This window comes from Microbispora sp. NPDC049633 (assembly GCF_040675265.1).
Lineage (GTDB): Bacteria > Actinomycetota > Actinomycetes > Streptosporangiales > Streptosporangiaceae > Microbispora > Microbispora maris.
This window is the reverse complement of sequence record NZ_JBFAOO010000066.1, coordinates 1-15271: the sequence shown is the minus strand read 5'-3', so window position 1 is coordinate 15271 and position 15271 is coordinate 1. Positions and strand designations below refer to the sequence as shown.

Below are 15271 nucleotides of genomic sequence, written 5' to 3'. Positions count from 1 at the left end.
ATGGGGGTCAGGCGGGTTGGTCGGGCAGGCAGACCGTGATGGCCTGGGGCACGACTTTGACCGTGATGCGCTCGACCCGGTCGCGGGCTCCCCCGTCGAGTTCGTACGCCATGGGGGTGCGGAGTTTGACCGACACCTTCCTGGCGCGGGTGATGCGGACGTAGGGGGACTTCTCTGCGTTTCCGGCGCTCATCCGGCCGAGGGCGCGGGCCCATTGGATGGGGCCTTCGGCGGTGGAGACGCCGACTTCGAGCCAGCCGTCGTCGAATCGGGCGTCTTCGAAGACGTCGATGCCGCCGGTGACGGTGCCGACGTTGCCGACCAGGACGCAGCTCGCGTCGCCTTCGAACCAGTCGTTGCCGTCGATCTTGATTTTCATGGGGGTCACGGCGCCGCCGACGTGGCGCAGGCCGGTCCAGATGTAGGCGAAGCGGCCGAGGCGGTCCTTGAGGCCGCGGTCGGCGTCGGCGATCATCTCGGCGTCGAATCCGACGCCGGCCATGACCGCGAAGTGCTCGCCGTTGATCTTTCCGAGGTCCATCTTGGCGCGGCGGCCCTCGAAGCCGATCCGTACGGCCTCGGGCAGGTCCTCGGGGATGCCGAGGTTGCGGGCGAGCAGGTTGGCGGTCCCGGCGGGGATGACGGCGACGGTCGCGTCGCTTCCGGCGAGGGCGTCGACGCAGCGTTGGACGGTTCCGTCGCCGCCCCAGAGGAAGAACAGGTCCGCGCCGTCCTTGAGGGCCTGGCGGACCTTCTTGGGGGCCTTCTTGCTCTTGGGGACCTCGTACCAGAGCAGGTCGGCGACGTCGTATCCAGTGATGAGTTTGCGGAGCTCGTCGAGTCCGCCGCCGATGGTCTTCTTGCGGTGCGCGATGACGGCGACGCGGGGCGCCGTGGTGCGGGGGGTGGCGGCGGCGGGCTCGTCCGTGGACCGCCGGTCAGCGGATTTCACCATGGACTGCCGGCTACCCGGATGTGGGCGGGTTAGGCGTCGGGCAGGGTGTAGTCGAGGAGGTAGTGGTGGCCGTCCGCCACGCGGATCGTGCCCTCGCCGGTGAGGCCGGCCAGTTCGCCGGTGCCGCTGGTGGGGACGATCTGCCATTTCATCCAGGGTCCGCCGTTGTGGCTGGCCGCGCCGTGCTGGAGTACGAAGGTGCCCTTGCGTCCGTGAAGGGTGCCTTCGAAGTGTTCGACGCCGACGTAGGCGGCGGGGCCGCCGGGGGTGACGACGGTGAGGATCTCGGTGGTGCTGGTGCCCACGAGGTCGCCCTGGAAGGTTTTGGCGATGTGGTTGCGGCCGAAGGTGGCGCCTTGTCTCTCCTCGGTCGCCAGCTCGGTCCAGCCGGTGATGTCGAAGGTTCCGGTCGCGTGTCCGTTCATATGTCCAGCGTGCCGGGTATTCCTGTCATCCCCTGCCAGGTATGGCGGTGACTTGCGGGTGAGGGGAAGGAGAAATCTCGGCGAATGCCGTTAAGCCGGCTACTTTGCAGCCGTTCATGACAGATGATCGGAGGCATGGGTTTCCCCCGACCGGCCGCCCCGGTCCTCGCCGGCCGGTCCGTCCAGGCGCGTCCACCGGAATGCTGACCTCTCCCTTTCCGTCCCAGGAGGGCCGCAGGACCGCGTTCGAGGTGTTCGGATCGGCTCCGACCGCTCCGCGCCGGGCGCGCGCGTTCGTACGGTGCCAGTTGCGGGGGTGGGAGCTCGCGCATCTGGCCGAGACGGCGGAGCTGGTCGTCTCCGAGCTGGTGACGAACGCGGTGCGGGCGACGGACGCCGTGGTCAGCCCGCCGGTCGCCTCGTCGATGTTCCCGGTGGCGCTGCGTACGGTGGCGCTGCGGGTCCGGGTGGCGTCCGGGCGGCGCAGCCTGTTCATCGAGGTGTGGGACGTCAGCGATCGTGAGCCGGTGCAGTGCGGCGACGTCGGCGACGTGGAGGGCGAGCTGGGCGAGGGCGGCCGGGGGCTCGCGCTGGTCGGCGGCCTGGCCCGGGACTGGGGGCACTACCCGGCGCCGGACCGGGGCAAGATCGTGTGGTGTGAGCTGGCCATCGTGCCGGTCGAGGCGGCGCGCCCGCAGAGGGTTCACCCGCGGGGGCCGGCGGGCGCCGGCCACGGGCGGCGCGATCCGGCGGGGACGCCGGCGACGGGCCCGCGGGAGCGGACGGCCGCGGCTGTCCCGGCGGGTGCCTCTGTGGGGGCCTCCGCGGCGACGTCGGCGGAGGGGCTGCCGCAGCGGGTGCGGCGGCATCCGGTGGGCGTGCGGGAGGACGGCCCGGACGAGGCGACGTTGCGGCGGGTGCTGGAGGGCCTGCGGGCGCTGGACGTGCGCGGCTGAGCGCCGGGCCGGCGGGGTGCCGGGCGGCTCAGGGGACGACGGTGACCGGCCAGCGGCCGGCGCGGACCAGGCGGAGGGCGACCGAGCCGATGAATCGGTGGCCGGCCTGGGTGGAGGCTCCCACCACGACCGCGTCCGCCCTGATCTCGTCGGCGATTCTGGCGAGGACGCCGGAGGCGTCGCCGAATTCGGTGCGGAAGGTGTAGTCGACGCGTGAGTGGGCGGCCTGGGCGAAGCGTTCCACCTGGTCGCGGAGCTCCGCGGCGACCTGCTCCCCCGCCTCGATCACCGAGGCCGACGCGGCGGGCATCATCGTGCTGATCGTGCCGGGGTTGGTGACGTGGACGAGGACGACGTGCGAGCCCTGACGGCGGGCGAGCCCCCAGGCGTACGCCGCGGCGCGCATGGAGGTCTCCGAGCCGTCTATGCCGGCGAGGATCACCCGCGGGCCGTCGGTGCCCAGCTCGAACGTGTTCACGCAAGTCAGCGTACGGCGTCGGGCGGGGCGCACGGGAACCCGGTCAGGCGTCGTGTGATCTTCGCGGGCCGCCAGGGAGGCGGGACGGGGTCCGGATCGCGGCGCGGATAACCTGTTGCGGAAATGTCGGGGCCGTTGGTTAGGGTCTCGGATCGTGGCTGATCAACCTCTGATCTACGCGCGCGGCCTGGTCAAACGCTTCGGGGAGTTCACCGCCGTCGACGGGATCGACCTTGAGGTGGCGCCGGGTGAGGCGTTCGGTTTCCTCGGGCCCAACGGGGCCGGTAAGTCCTCCACCATGCGGATGATCGGCTGCGTGTCGACGCCGACCTCCGGGGAGCTGCGGATCCTGGGCATGGACGCGGTGCGCGACGGGCCGCGGATCCGGGCGCGGCTGGGGGTGTGTCCTCAGCTGGACAACCTCGATCCCGACCTGACGGTGCGGGAGAACCTGGTGACGTATGCCCGTTATTTCGGGTTGTCGCGGGTGGAGAGCCGCAGGCGCGCCGACGAGTTGCTGGAGTTCGTGCAGCTGTCCGAGCGCGCGGGCGGCAAGGTGGAGCCGCTGTCGGGGGGCATGAAGCGGCGGCTGACGATCGCGCGGGCGATGGTGAACGACCCTGATCTCGTGCTGCTCGACGAGCCGACGACGGGGTTGGACCCGCAGGCGCGTCATCTGTTGTGGGAGCGGCTGTTCCGGTTGAAGCAGCGGGGCGTCACGCTGGTGCTGACGACGCACTACATGGACGAGGCCGAGCAGTTGTGCGACCGGCTGGTGGTGATGGACGGCGGCAGGATCGTGGCGGAGGGGTCGCCGCGGTCGCTGATCGAGACCTATTCGACGGCCGAGGTGGTCGAGGTGCGCTTTCCCGGCATGCCCGAGTCGGGGGCGCGGCATGCGGCGGCGCTGGAGGGGGTCGGCAAGCGGGTGGATCCGCTGCCCGACCGGGTGCTGGTCTACGTGGACGACGGCGACGCCGCGTTGGCCGAGATCCAGCGGCGGGGGCTGGAGCCGTCGAGCGTGCTGGTGCGGCGGTCGACGCTGGAGGATGTGTTCCTCCATCTGACGGGCCGGACGTTGGTGGACTGAGATGGCCGTGAGCCTTGGGGTGCATCCGACGGTCGCGGTGCTGGAGCGGCATCTGACCTTGTACCGGCGGTTGTGGCAGGCGTCGGTGTTCTCCTCGTTCGTGCTGCCGGTGCTGTTCCTGCTGAGCATCGGTATCGGTGTGGGCGGTTATGTCGGCAAGGTCCAGGGGGTCGACTACCTGTCGTGGATCGTGCCGGGCGTGCTCGCGTCGACGGCCTTCCAGATCGCGGTGGGTGAGTCGACCTACTCGGTTCTCGGGGACTTCAAGTGGGTCCGGGCCTATCACGCGATGCGGGCCACGCCGGTGGGGCCGGCGGACATGGTCCGGGGCCAGCTGCTCTACCTGGTCCTGCGGGTGACGATCGCGGTCGTGGCCTTCCTGGTCGTGGTGGTGTTCTTCGGTGGGCTGCACTCGCCGTGGGCGCTGGTCACTCCGCTGGTGTGCGCGGTGCTGACGGTGTCGGTGTCGGCGCCGGTGACGGCGTTCGCCGCCACGATCGAGCATGACAGTTACTTCTCGCTGCTGTTCCGGTTCGTGGTGATCCCGTCGACGTTGTTCGCCGGGGTGTTCTTCCCGGTGGAGCAGCTGACGGCGGTGTTGCGTCCGCTGGCCTACGCCTCGCCGTTGTGGCATGCGGTGGAGTTGTGCCGGGCGGCGACGCTCGGCACGGCCCCGGCCTGGCCGGTCGCGGTGCATGCCGGGTATCTGCTGGCGTGGGCGGTGGCGGGGTTCTTCCTGGCGGTGCGGGCGTTCCGGCGGAGGTTGGAGGACTGATGGTGACCGCGCTGGTGGCGTCCCGGGTCTCCCCCGGCCGGGTGGGCGCCGTCATCGGCCGCAACGTGGGGGCGCTGCGCTCCGGGCCGTCGTACTGGATCATCCTGGTGTCGGGCTTCTTCGAGCCGCTGCTGTATCTGCTGTCGATCGGTGTCGGGGTCGGTGCGCTGATCGGTGATCTGACGGTGGACGGGCGGACCATGTCGTACGCGGCGTTCGTCGCGCCGGCGATGCTGGCGGTGTCGGCGATGTCGGGGGCGCTGGCCGAGACGACGTTCAACTTCTTCTTCAAGTTGAAGTACATGAAGACGTTCGAGGCGGTGCTGGCGACGCCGGTGCGGCCCATCGAGATCGCGGTCGGCGAGCTGATCTGGGCGATCGTGCGGGGTTCGCTCTACACCGGGATCTTCCTGGCTGTGATGGTCGCGATGGGGTTGACGGAGCCCGGCTGGGCGTTGGCCGCGTTTCCGGCGACGGTGCTGGTGGGACTGGCCTTCGGCGGGCTGGGGATGGCGGTCAGCACGCTGATGCGGGGCTGGCAGGATTTCGACCTGATGGGGACCGGGCAGTTCGCGTTGTTCCTGTTCTCCGGGACGTTCTCTCCTGTGCGGGATTACCCGGACCCGGTCGAGGTGCTGGTCCAGGTCACGCCGCTGTATCACGCGGTGGAGCTGGTGCGTGGCCTGTGCATGGGCGCGCTGGGGTGGGGGCTGCTGTGGCACGTGGCCTACCTGCTGGCGCTGGCCGTGGCGGGGGTCTGGTTCGCCTCCCGGCGCCTGACCCGGGTCCTTTGTGACTGAGGGGCGCGGCTGACGGCGCGACTCCCCCACGCCCACGGCGTCTCGCGCTCAGGGGGGAGACGGGTCGATCTTCACGCGGTCGCTGTCGTCGTCCGTCAGGAACGACGCCAGTGAGCGCCCCTCTTCGGTCACGGCGGCGCGGTCGGATGGGGAGAGGCGGCGCAGCGGGGTGACGACGACGGTGCCGGCCGTGACGTCCCAGGTCGCGGCGACCCGGCCGTCCACCAGGACGACGCGGGCGCCGGCGACCGACACGCCGCGGTGGGCGTCGTCGACGATGCGGCTGCGGTCGTGGTAGCCGAGGATCGCGTTGTCGAACGCCGGTAGGAAGCGCACGGGCGCGGGCGTGCCGGGGTCGGGACGCGGCGCGTCGGGCAGGTCGAGCAGTTGCCGGCCGCGTTCGTCGCGGAAGGCGATGAGTTCTCCGCGTACGGCGTCGACCGCGGCGGGCAGCCCGGCCAGGCCGCACCAGGCGCGCAGGTCGGCGGACGAGGCGGGCCCGTACGCGGCCAGATAGCGGAGGACCAGCGCCTGGCCCGTCTGGTCGGGTCCGTCGGCAGTGAGCGGGGCGATGTCGCGTCCCAGCCATGTCGCGAGGGGTGCGTTGCGTACTCCCGCTTTGGTGCGCCACAGTCCGCGCGGGGGCAGCTGGGCCATCGGGATGAGCGCGGCGACGAGCAGTTCGCCCAGTGCCCGGCGTGGCGGTGCGGGCCAGCGGCCGGCGAGCGCGTCGACGAGTTCGGCCATCGTGCGGGGCCGTCCGTCGGCCATGATCTCCCGGCCGGCCGCCGCCACCTCGTCCGGATCGAGCCCGGCGAGTTCGCGGCGGTAGGTGGTCAGCACCCGCTGACGCAGCATGGTGTCGTGCCGGGCGCGCCAGGCCAGTGCGTCGTCGGCGGTGACGAGGTGGACGGTGCGGCGCATCAGGTGGGTGCGGACCACGTGGCGTCCGGTCAGCAGGTCGTCCAGGGCGGCGGGGTGGAAGGCGCGCACCCGGGACCACAGCCCGATGAAGGGTTCCTGTGGTTCCTGTGCCTGCATGCCGCCCAGGTGCGCGACGACGTCGAGGACCGGTGTCGCGGTGCGGTCGAGCAGGAACTGCCGGGCGAGCGTGGCGCGGTTCAGCGCGCGGTTGTCGAGGACTCTCATCAGGCGCGGGAAGGTCGGCTGTCGTTCTCAGCCGTTGTAGGGTGCCGCGACGTCGAGGACCCAGACGACGCCGAAGCGGTCCTTGACCATGCCGTAGAGCGGGGCCCATTGCGCGGGCTCCAGCGGGCGCACGACGGTCGAGCCGACGGTCAGTTTGTCCCAGAGGGCGGTGATCTCGTCGGTGTCGTCGCCGCGTACGGAGACGAAGACGGCGTTCTCGCCCGGGTTCCAGGGGGTGTGGGAGGGCACGTCGTAGGCCATGACGTGGAAGCCGTTGTCCGCGATCACCTGGCCCCACATCACCCAGTCCGCCTCGTCCGCATTCCGCGCGTCGCCCGCGTCCTTGTAGGTGACGGCGACGACGTGGCCGCCGAAGACGGAGTGATAGAAGTCGAGCGCCGCGCGGGCGTCGCCGCGGAAGTTCAGGTGGGTCGTGGTGGTGATGGACATGGTGGCTCCTCGTCGTGGATCTGTCGGACTGGCGCCGGACGAGCCCGTGCCGGGAAGCGGCCGGGGGTCGCGTCGCTGCCGTGGGTTCGGCCTCGGCCGGCGTCGATGACCTCACACTTCCATGGGTAGAGGACAGGGTGTGTCCTCCACTGGAGGCAGGATGGGTCTTGTGCCGAAGACGTCCGCGCGGCTGCTCGCGCTTCTGTCGCTGCTGCAGACCCGTCGTCACTGGTCGGGTGAGCACCTGGCCGAGCGGCTGCGGGTCAGTGCGCGTACGGTCCGCCGGGATGTCGACCGCCTGCGCGAGCTCGGTTATCCGATCACGACCTTCATGGGGCCCGATGGCGGCTATCGGCTCGAGGCCGGTTCGCAGATGCCTCCGTTGCTGTTCGACGACGACCAGGCCGTGGCCCTCGCCGTGGCGCTGCAGACGGCCACCACGACCGGCGCCGGCATCGGGGAGGCCGCGGCGCGGGCGCTGAACACCGTCCGGCAGGTCATGCCGGCGCGGCTGCGTCATCGCATCGACACTCTCCAGATCACCGCCGTCGAGCGGCCGGAGGTTCGGGTCGACGGCAGCGTCCTCATGGCGCTCAGCGCCGCCGTCCACGCCGGTGAGGTGCTGCGTTTCGACTACGCGCCGCAGGCGTGGGTGGACGACGACGGCGTGCCGAGGCCGCCGCGCCGGGTGGAGCCTCATCATCTGGTGGCCTGGGGCGGGCGTTGGTATCTCGTCGCCTGGGACCTCGACCGCGAGGACTGGCGGACCTTCCGCGCCGACCGGATCACCCCGCGCTCCCCCACCGGGCCGAGCTTCGTCCCGCGTGAGCTGCCGGGGGGTGACGTGGCCGCCTTCGTGTCCGCGCGGTTCCGGGGCGCGGGCGGCTCCGGCGAGTGGCCCTGCCGGGGCGAGGTGGTTCTCGGGCTGCCCGCCGCCTCGGTGTCCCTGTACGCCCGCGACGGAGTGGTCGAGGAACTCGCCCCGGACCGTTGCCGGCTTGTCCTGGGGTCGTGGTCGTGGGCGGGTCTGGCCGCCGACATCGGCAGGTTCGACGCCGACATCGAGGTGGTCGGTCCGGCCGAGCTCAGGGATGCCTTCGCGCGGCTGGCCGGCCGCTTCGCCGCGGCGGCGAGCGGCCCGCCGGTCACGCGGTCCCCGCTCCCTTGAGTGCGGCCGGACCCCCGGTCCCCCGCCGGTCTGTCCCGGTCAGTCCACGGTCAGTCCACACTGGGCAGCAGGCCGGGGTCTGTGGTGTGCTCGGCCTGTGCCGGCGGGTTGGTGCGGCGCAGGACGGTGAGGGCGATGAGGACGGCGGCCACCAGGAGCGCGGCGCCGAGGGTCAGGCCGAGGGCGTAGCCGTCGCTGAGGGCCTCGGGTGTGGCGGCCGGCCCGGTGCGGTTGTAGGCGACGGTGCCGAGGGCGGCGAGCCCGAGTGAGGCGCCGATCTGGCGTGAGCTGTTGAGCAGGCCTGAGGCGGTGCCGGTCTCGTGGGGTGCGACGCCGGCGGTGGCGGTGGAGACGACCGGTGCGAGGCAGAGCCCGAAGCCGACGCTGGCGACGATGGAGGGTCCCAGGACGTCGGTGGTGAAGGTCCCGTCGGGGCCGATGAGGCCGAACCAGGCGAATCCGGTCGCGGTGAGGAGCCCGCCGATGACCAGGAGCGTGCGGGGGGCCAGGCGGTAGCCGAGTTTGACGGCGAGCACGGAGCCGGCGACCACTCCGAGGGCGAACGGCAGGAACATGACGCCGGTCAGCGCGGGCCCGGTCCCGAGGACGCGCTGGAGGTAGAGGGACACGAAGTAGAAGGCCGAGGCCATGGCCGCGCCGACCAGGAGGTTGTAGGCGTTCGCGCCGGTGACCGAGCGGTTGTTGAACAGGCCGAGCCGGATCAGCGGGTCGCGGGCGGTGGTGCGTTCGACGTGGAGGAAGGCGGCCAGCAGGGCGGCGGCGATCCCGAGGGTGGTCACGGTGACCGGCGAGGTCCACGAGTAGTGGTCGGTGCGGACGATGCCGAACACCAGCAGGGTCATGCCCGCGGTGGCCAGGACGGCGCCGAGCACGTCCGGGCGGCCGCCGCGGGCGGGGGGCGGGCCCGGGTCGGCTCGCCAGGTCAGGGCCAGTGCGCACGCGGCCATCGGCACGTTGACGAACATGACCCAGCGCCAGCCGGCGTACTCGGTGAGCAGGCCGCCGATGAGGACGCCGAGGGCGCCTCCGGCGGCGTTCATCGCGCTCCACACGCCGAAGGCGCGGATGCGGGCCCTGCCCGCGGGGAACGTCGCGGTCAGCAGCGCGAGTGCGGCCGGGGCCAGCGCGGCGGCCCCGATGCCCTGTGCCGCCCGGGCGGCGACGAGGTGGCCGGGTTCCTGGGCGAAGCCGCCGGACAGTGAGGCGAGGCCGAACAGGGTGAGGCCGAGCAGCAGGACGCGTCTTCGGCCGTACCGGTCGGCGGCCTTGCCGCCCAGCAGGAGCAGCCCGCCGAAGGCGAGGGCGTAGGCGTGGATCACCCAGGTCAGTCCCACCGCGCTGAAGCCGAGGCCGGCGGCGATCTGCGGGAGGCCGACGTTCACGACCGACAGGTCCAGCGACACCATGAACTGCACGACGGCCACCGCGGTGAGGGTGCGCCCTGGCCGGGCGGTCGGGATGTGCGTCATCGCGGGCTCGTTCTCCGTGTGGCCGGCAGACTTTCGGAACATGTTCCGAAAATAGCATCCGGACCGGCCGGCGGGAACCCCCATGGGCGGAACCCGCGCTCTGTTTCGCGACCGGGGGCGGCGGAACGGCATGATGGGGCAATGCCCCGACCGCCCGCAGCGCACGGCCGCACCGGCCGGCCACCCCTGACCTCCCGTACGCAGATCGTGGCGGCGGCCCGCCGGCTCATCGACCGGGACGGCTGGGAGAAACTGACCATCCGGAGGCTGGCCGCCGAGCTCGGCATCGGGGCGACCACCCTCTATCACCACATCCGGGACAAGGACGACCTGCTGGTCCTGCTGCTGAATCACTACGTCGAGCAGCTCGAACGCCCCCGGCTGCCCGCCGAGCCGCGCGAGCGCATCGTCGCGGCCGCCGTCGCCCTGCACGACGCTCTCGCGGCCTGGCCGTGGGCGGCGGAGGTCCTCACCTCCGACGGTTTCGTCGGCCTGCTGGACGAGTCGGCGCTGTGGATGGTCGAGGCCGTCGTGGCCGGAGCCCGCGACCACGGATGCACGCCCGTGCAGGCCGTCGACCTCTTCCGCGGCATCTGGTACTACACCGTCGGGGAGATCCTCGTCCGCGCCCACTCCGCCCGCCGTCCGGTCGTCGACGAGCGCCACCGCGGGGCCCTGTTCAGCGGCCTCGACGCGTCCCGGGTGCCGCACCTGGCCGCCATCGGCGACCAATGGCCCGCCCTCGCGGCACGGGACACCTATCCTCAGGGCCTGCGCGCGTTCGTCGACGGGCTGCTCGCCCACGCGGCGCCGGCTCCCCATGACGCGGGCTGACCGCCGCACCCGACCGGGGCGGCGCAGGCCTGCCACGGCCGCCGGCGACGACCCCGATGCGGCGATCGCGGACGGCGGGTGGCGCGGCACGACCCTGCTGCGGCCCGGCTGGCTGGCCTACACCGGCGTGGCGGGCGTCACCGAGCCGCACGCCCACGCCGCCGTGCAGGTCCTGATCGTCGGCGACGGCGTGGTGGAGCTGACCGACCCTCATCAGGCCCGCGGCCCGGTGCGGGCCGCGATCATCCCCGCCCGTGTCCGGCACGCCCTGCACGCCGGGCCGGGCGCGCAGGCCACCATGATCTACCTCGACCCCGCCGGCGGCGCCGGTCGCCGGCTGACCGCCTGTCTGAGCGGCCCGGGCCACGACCGCCTCGATCGGTGGGCGGCCGCCGCCCGCGCGCTGCTCCCGCCCGCGGGCCCCGGCGTGGCACCCGACCCGGCCGCGCTGGTCCACGGCTGGAGCACGCCCGCCGGCGCTCGGCACCCGGCGCTGCGGCACGCCCTGCGGGTGCTGCCGGGGCTGCTGCACGGCCCGGTACGGCTCACCGACCTGGCCGCCGCGGCCGGGATCTCGGCCAGCCGCCTGGGCCACCTGTTCTCCGCCGAGCTCGCCCTGCCGTTCCCTCCGTACCTGCGCTGGGCCCGGCTGTGCCGCGCCGTGGAACTGGCGGCCGGCGGGGCGAGTCTCACCCAGGCCGCGCACGGGGCCGGCTTCGCCGACAGTTCCCACCTGACCCGCGTCACCCGGGAGATGTTCGGGCTGGCCCCCTCCCACCTGCTCGCCGCCCTGTCCCCGCCCACGCCCTGAACGAGGTCAGCGGATCCGTCCAAGCCCGCCGGGCCGCGTCTCCCCCAGCCTGGACGGCATGCATCGCACCGTGAACCCGACCGTGAACCGGCCTGCGAACCGGCCTGTGAACCGGCCTGTGAACCGGGCCGTGAGGGCCGTGATCCGCTACGGCTACGTGCCGTTCATGCTCGTCGGCGTCGACGGCGCCGGCGTCGCCCTGGCCGCCGTCGGCGCCGCCAAGCTCTGGCTGCTCGGCCTGCTGCTCCTGGCCGTCGGCTGCTCGTTCGCCGCCGAACGCCTGCTGCCGTACGAGGACGCCTGGAACGCCCCGCTGTCGGGGGACGGGCGGCGCGACGCCGTCCACGCCTTCGTCAACGAGAGCCTGCTGCTCGTCAGCGTGGCGGCCGTTCCGCTGCTGGCCGCCCACGTCACCGTCGTCGAGCTGTGGCCGCGTTCCTGGCCCTTCGTCGTGCAGGTGACGGCCGCCGTGCTGGTCGCCGACCTGGGGATCACCCTGGTCCACTACGCGAGTCACAAGGTCGGCGTGCTGTGGCGCTTCCACGCCGTCCACCACTCGGTCAGACGCTTCTACGGCCTCAACGGGCTGATGAAGCACCCCTTGCACCAGACGGTGGAGATGACCGCCGGGGTCGCCCCGTTGCTGCTGATCGGCCTGCCGGTCGAGGTGGCCTGCGCGCTGGCGCTTGCCGTGGCGGTCCAGTTGCTGCTGCAGCATTCCAACGTCGACTATCGCGTCGGAGCGGCCAGGTATGTGCTGGCGTTGAACGAGGGCCATCGCTTCCACCACCTCAAGTGGGCCGGCGTCGGGGATGTCAACTTCGGTCTGTTCACCCTCGTCTGGGACCACCTGCTCGGCACCTTCTCCTACGACCCCGCCCGCCGTTTCTCCTCCGAGCTGCTCGGCATGGCCGCCAGGCCGGACTACCCCGCCGCCTACCTGCCGCAGCTGGCCGAGCCGTTCCGCGCCTCGGGCGCCTGTCACGCCGGGCCGTCCCGGCCCGGGCCTACTCGTGCCGGGGCCCGGTGGGAGCCGCGGCGGCCTGGATGCCGTCCAGGAGCCAGTCGAGGCCGAGGGTGAAGCTGGTGTCCCAGTCTCCGTCGGCGACCAGGGGGCCATGGGCGGCGAGGACGGGATAGTCGTCGCTCCTGGCGCGGAAGAGATCCCGGGCGGCCTGCCGCGCGGCGTGCTTTCCCCGCGCCGTCCAGGTCGTCTGCATGAGCGCGGACCCGATGACGTAGTTGGACAGCCCGTACGCCGCGGCGGTCAGGTGGGGTTCTGCGACCCCGGCCTTCACGAGGGTGGCGTACAGGAACTCGCTGCGGGCGAGCACGTTGGGGCCGAGCATGGGGCGGCCCAGCAGCGCCGCGGACCAGGGGTGGTCCAGGAGGACGGCGCGCCACCCGGTGACCAGGGCGGTGACGTCGGCGCGCCAGTCCCGGCCGGCCTCCCCGGGGATCTCGACCGCCGCGAAGATCGCGTCGAGGGCGAGGTCGAGGACGTCGTCCTTCGTCTTCAGGTGCCAGTACAACGTCGTCGAACCGGTGCCGAGGCGTTCGGCGAGCCGCCGCATGGTCAGCCGGTCGGCGCCCTCCTCGTCCAGGAGGGCGACGGCCTCCTCGACGATCCGGTCGCGGCTGAGCGGCGGCGCCTCACGCGCCGCCCGCGCGGGCGGCCGCAGCCACACGTCTCCGGCCGATCCCGAGCCTTTCCCCGCCACTTCGCGTCCTCCTCGTCGCCGGGAGCGAGTCTAGTATGGTGATCGGCCACCGGATCAATGATCCGGTGGCCGGAACGTCAGTCCGGAGAGTGGGAGGGGACGGCGATGGCGGGTCACGTGGAGGTGGACCGGCTCACCTACGTGCTGCCGGACGGGCGGCTGCTCCTGCACGAGGTGTCGTTCCGGGTCGGCGACGGCGTCAAGGCCGGGCTGGTGGGGCCGAACGGCGCGGGCAAGACGACCCTGCTGCGGCTCATCAGCGGGGACCTGCGCCCGGACGACGGCCGGGTCACCCATTCGGGCGGGCTCGGCGTGATGAGGCAGTTCATCGGCGGCGTCCGCGACGACCGCACCGTGCACGACCTGCTGCTGTCGGTCGCTCCCGAGCGGGTCCGGGCCGCGGCGGCGGCCCTGCGGCGGGCGGAGTCGGCGTTGGCGGCCGGTGAGAACGAGACGGCACAACTGGCCTACGCACAGGCGATCGGCGACTACGCCGACGCCGGCGGTTATGACATGGAGGTGGTGTGGGACACCTGCGCGACGTCGGCGCTCGGCCTGCCGTACGAGGTGGTCCGGAGACGGCCGGTGAGCTCGCTGTCGGGCGGAGAGCAGAAACGTGTCGTGCTGGAGGCGCTGCTGCGCGGCCCGGACCAGGTGCTGCTGCTGGACGAACCGGACAACTACCTGGACGTGCCCGCCAAGCAGTGGCTGGAGGGCCGGCTGCGTGCCACGTCCAAGACGGTGCTGCTGGTCTCCCACGACCGGCGGTTGCTGGCCGAGGCCGCCGACCGCATCGTGACGGTGGAGTCTCGCGGCGTATGGGTGCACGGCGCCGGCTTCGCCACCTACGCCCAGGGCCGCCGCGACCGTATCGACCGGCTGCAGGAGCGGCGGCGCCGCTGGGACGAGGAGCACGCCAAGCTCCGCCGCCTGGTGCAGACCCTGCGGCAGACGGCGGCCAACAACGACGCCGTCGCCTCGGCCTACCGGGCCGCCCGTACGCGACTGGAGCGCTTCGAGGAGGCGGGCCCGCCCGAGCGTCCGCCGAGGCGGCAGAACGTACGGATGCGGCTGCGCGGCGGCCGGACCGGTAAGCGCGCGATCGTCTGCGAGGGCGTGGAGCTCACCGGGCTGATGCGGCCGTTCGACCTGGAGATCTGGTACGGCGAGCGCGTGGGCGTCGTCGGGTCGAACGGCTCGGGCAAGTCCCACTTCCTGCGGTTGCTGGCCGAGTCCGCAGGCGACGCCGTCGCCACGGTGCGCCACAGCGGTCTCGTGCGACTGGGCGCCCGGGTGGTCCCCGGCCACTTCGTGCAGACCCATGCCCGGCCCGACCTGCACGGCCGCACCCCCGCCGAGCTGGTGACGTCCGGGCACGCGCTCACGCTGAACGACGCGATGGCGGCGCTGGCCCGTTATGAGCTCGCGCCGGCCGCCGAGCAGCGGTTCGAGACCCTGTCCGGCGGGCAGCAGGCACGGTTGCAGATCCTGCTGCTGGAGCTGTCCGGTGCGACCCTGCTGCTGCTCGACGAGCCGACCGACAACCTCGATCTGGCCAGTGCCGAGGCCCTGCAGCAAGGGCTGGCCTCCTTTTCCGGCACAGTGCTGGCCGTCACCCATGACCGTTGGTTCGCCGCCGACTTCGACCGCTTCCTCGTCTTCGGCGCCGACGGAACGGTGTACGAGAGCGCCGAGCCGGTGTGGGACGAGGCACGGGTCAGGCGTGGCCGTTGAGGCGCGGACGTTCAGGACACGCAATGGGCCTCGTCGGTACGCGGGGGCGATAATGCCGGGCATGTATCGGGAGAGGGCTTCGCGTGTGCCGCGGGCGGTGCTGTGGTGGAGCACCTCCCCCGGCTCCGACGCCGCCGAGCGGCGGGTGCTGCCGGACGGATGCATGGACGTGATCTGGGCGGACGGCGCGCTGCTGGTGGCGGGCCCGGACACCGCCGCGCACGTGGTGAGCGACCGGCCCGGTGCCCGCTATGTGGGGCTGCGCTTCGGCCCCGGCACCGGCCCGGTGGTCCTCGGAGTCCCGGCGCACGAGCTGCGCGACCGGCGGGTGCCGCTGGCCGACCTGTGGCCCGGCGCCGAGGTACGGCGGCTGGCCGAGCGGGCGGGCGAGGCCGCCGCCCGGCACCCGTCGCCGGGAATGCGTCTGGGCGCGGT

General features: G+C 72.5%; 17 protein-coding genes. 10 read left to right on the top strand and 7 right to left on the bottom strand.

Annotated features, from left to right (window positions below):
- Positions 1-7: 7 nt before the first annotated feature.
- Positions 8-955 (bottom strand): YegS/Rv2252/BmrU family lipid kinase, encoded by a 948-nt coding sequence (locus AB0J39_RS18885; RefSeq protein WP_363466179.1) that lies wholly within the window; start codon positions 953-955, stop codon positions 8-10.
- A 29-nt stretch (positions 956-984) separates the two neighbouring features.
- Complete coding sequence (locus AB0J39_RS18880; protein ID WP_363466178.1) at positions 985-1380, bottom strand: DUF3224 domain-containing protein; 396 nt, start codon at positions 1378-1380, stop codon at positions 985-987.
- Positions 1381-1580: 200 nt separating this feature from the next.
- Between AB0J39_RS18880 and AB0J39_RS18875 the strand changes: the two genes are divergently transcribed.
- Positions 1581-2336, top strand: coding sequence for an ATP-binding protein (locus tag AB0J39_RS18875; RefSeq protein WP_363466176.1), 756 nt, complete (start codon positions 1581-1583; stop codon positions 2334-2336).
- A 28-nt stretch (positions 2337-2364) separates the two neighbouring features.
- Here the strand turns inward: AB0J39_RS18875 and AB0J39_RS18870 are convergent, their stop codons facing one another.
- A complete protein-coding gene (locus AB0J39_RS18870; RefSeq protein WP_363466173.1) occupies positions 2365-2814 on the bottom strand; it encodes a universal stress protein in 450 nt (149 codons plus the stop codon).
- Between the two features lie 154 nt (positions 2815-2968).
- Between AB0J39_RS18870 and AB0J39_RS18865 the strand changes: the two genes are divergently transcribed.
- Genes AB0J39_RS18865 through AB0J39_RS18855 form a run of 3 tightly spaced genes read left to right on the top strand, consistent with a single transcriptional unit; the run spans position 2969 to position 5479 of the window.
- Positions 2969-3904: an ABC transporter ATP-binding protein gene (locus tag AB0J39_RS18865; protein ID WP_363466171.1), complete on the top strand. Its 936-nt coding sequence runs from the start codon at positions 2969-2971 to the stop codon at positions 3902-3904.
- A 7-nt stretch (positions 3905-3911) separates the two neighbouring features.
- Positions 3912-4679: an ABC transporter permease gene (locus AB0J39_RS18860; RefSeq protein ID WP_363466168.1), complete on the top strand. Its 768-nt coding sequence runs from the start codon at positions 3912-3914 to the stop codon at positions 4677-4679.
- On the top strand, positions 4679-5479 hold the full coding sequence (locus AB0J39_RS18855; RefSeq protein WP_363466165.1) for an ABC transporter permease: 801 nt from the start codon (positions 4679-4681) through the stop codon (positions 5477-5479). The genes AB0J39_RS18860 and AB0J39_RS18855 overlap by 1 nt, the downstream gene beginning before the upstream one ends.
- Before the next feature lie 48 nt (positions 5480-5527).
- Here AB0J39_RS18855 and AB0J39_RS18850 read toward each other — a convergent pair whose 3' ends face one another.
- Positions 5528-6628, bottom strand: a complete 1101-nt coding sequence (locus AB0J39_RS18850; RefSeq protein WP_363466162.1) for a winged helix DNA-binding domain-containing protein — start codon at positions 6626-6628, stop codon at positions 5528-5530.
- Between the two features lie 27 nt (positions 6629-6655).
- Positions 6656-7078, bottom strand: a complete 423-nt coding sequence (locus AB0J39_RS18845) for a VOC family protein (protein WP_363466160.1) — start codon at positions 7076-7078, stop codon at positions 6656-6658.
- Positions 7079-7247: 169 nt separating this feature from the next.
- Here AB0J39_RS18845 and AB0J39_RS18840 point away from each other — a divergent pair, with 169 nt between their 5' ends.
- Positions 7248-8246, top strand: coding sequence for a WYL domain-containing protein (locus tag AB0J39_RS18840; protein WP_363466235.1), 999 nt, complete (start codon positions 7248-7250; stop codon positions 8244-8246).
- 50 nt (positions 8247-8296) lie between these two features.
- Here the strand turns inward: AB0J39_RS18840 and AB0J39_RS18835 are convergent, their stop codons facing one another.
- Complete coding sequence (locus AB0J39_RS18835) at positions 8297-9778, bottom strand: DHA2 family efflux MFS transporter permease subunit (protein ID WP_363466158.1); 1482 nt, start codon at positions 9776-9778, stop codon at positions 8297-8299.
- Between the two features lie 99 nt (positions 9779-9877).
- Here AB0J39_RS18835 and AB0J39_RS18830 point away from each other — a divergent pair, with 99 nt between their 5' ends.
- From AB0J39_RS18830 to AB0J39_RS18820, 3 genes are all read left to right on the top strand, one after another.
- Positions 9878-10570: a helix-turn-helix domain-containing protein gene (locus tag AB0J39_RS18830; RefSeq protein WP_363466155.1), complete on the top strand. Its 693-nt coding sequence runs from the start codon at positions 9878-9880 to the stop codon at positions 10568-10570.
- Positions 10557-11381 (top strand): AraC family transcriptional regulator, encoded by an 825-nt coding sequence (locus AB0J39_RS18825; protein WP_363466153.1) that lies wholly within the window; start codon positions 10557-10559, stop codon positions 11379-11381. The genes AB0J39_RS18830 and AB0J39_RS18825 overlap by 14 nt, the downstream gene beginning before the upstream one ends.
- A 130-nt stretch (positions 11382-11511) precedes the next feature.
- Positions 11512-12462 (top strand): sterol desaturase family protein, encoded by a 951-nt coding sequence (locus AB0J39_RS18820; protein ID WP_363466151.1) that lies wholly within the window; start codon positions 11512-11514, stop codon positions 12460-12462.
- Here the strand turns inward: AB0J39_RS18820 and AB0J39_RS18815 are convergent.
- Entirely contained in the window at positions 12389-13102 is a 714-nt protein-coding gene (locus tag AB0J39_RS18815) for a TetR/AcrR family transcriptional regulator (protein WP_363466149.1), read from the bottom strand. The genes AB0J39_RS18820 and AB0J39_RS18815 overlap by 74 nt on opposite strands.
- A gap of 105 nt (positions 13103-13207) precedes the next feature.
- On the opposite strand from AB0J39_RS18815, the gene AB0J39_RS18810 reads away from it, so the two are divergent.
- Both AB0J39_RS18810 and AB0J39_RS18805 read left to right on the top strand, forming a co-directional pair.
- The gene (locus AB0J39_RS18810) at positions 13208-14836 is read left to right on the top strand and encodes an ATP-binding cassette domain-containing protein (RefSeq protein WP_363466148.1); all 1629 of its coding nucleotides are present in this window, start codon (positions 13208-13210) and stop codon (positions 14834-14836) included.
- Between the two features lie 61 nt (positions 14837-14897).
- Positions 14898-15271, top strand: a 374-nt coding sequence (locus tag AB0J39_RS18805) for a DUF6597 domain-containing transcriptional factor (protein ID WP_363466146.1), incomplete at its 3' end; no start/stop codon positions are given.

Coding starts and splice junctions, on each gene's coding strand:
- AB0J39_RS18885 (WP_363466179.1), bottom strand. CDS start 955: ATGGTGAAATCCGCTGACCGGCGGTCCACGGACGAGCCCGCCGCCGCC.
- AB0J39_RS18880 (WP_363466178.1), bottom strand. CDS start 1,380: ATGAACGGACACGCGACCGGAACCTTCGACATCACCGGCTGGACCGAG.
- AB0J39_RS18875 (WP_363466176.1), top strand. CDS start 1,581: ATGCTGACCTCTCCCTTTCCGTCCCAGGAGGGCCGCAGGACCGCGTTC.
- AB0J39_RS18855 (WP_363466165.1), top strand. CDS start 4,679: ATGGTGACCGCGCTGGTGGCGTCCCGGGTCTCCCCCGGCCGGGTGGGC.
- AB0J39_RS18850 (WP_363466162.1), bottom strand. CDS start 6,628: ATGAGAGTCCTCGACAACCGCGCGCTGAACCGCGCCACGCTCGCCCGG.
- AB0J39_RS18845 (WP_363466160.1), bottom strand. CDS start 7,078: ATGTCCATCACCACCACGACCCACCTGAACTTCCGCGGCGACGCCCGC.
- AB0J39_RS18835 (WP_363466158.1), bottom strand. CDS start 9,778: ATGTTCCGAAAGTCTGCCGGCCACACGGAGAACGAGCCCGCGATGACG.
- AB0J39_RS18830 (WP_363466155.1), top strand. CDS start 9,878: ATGCCCCGACCGCCCGCAGCGCACGGCCGCACCGGCCGGCCACCCCTG.
- AB0J39_RS18825 (WP_363466153.1), top strand. CDS start 10,557: ATGACGCGGGCTGACCGCCGCACCCGACCGGGGCGGCGCAGGCCTGCC.
- AB0J39_RS18810 (WP_363466148.1), top strand. CDS start 13,208: ATGGCGGGTCACGTGGAGGTGGACCGGCTCACCTACGTGCTGCCGGAC.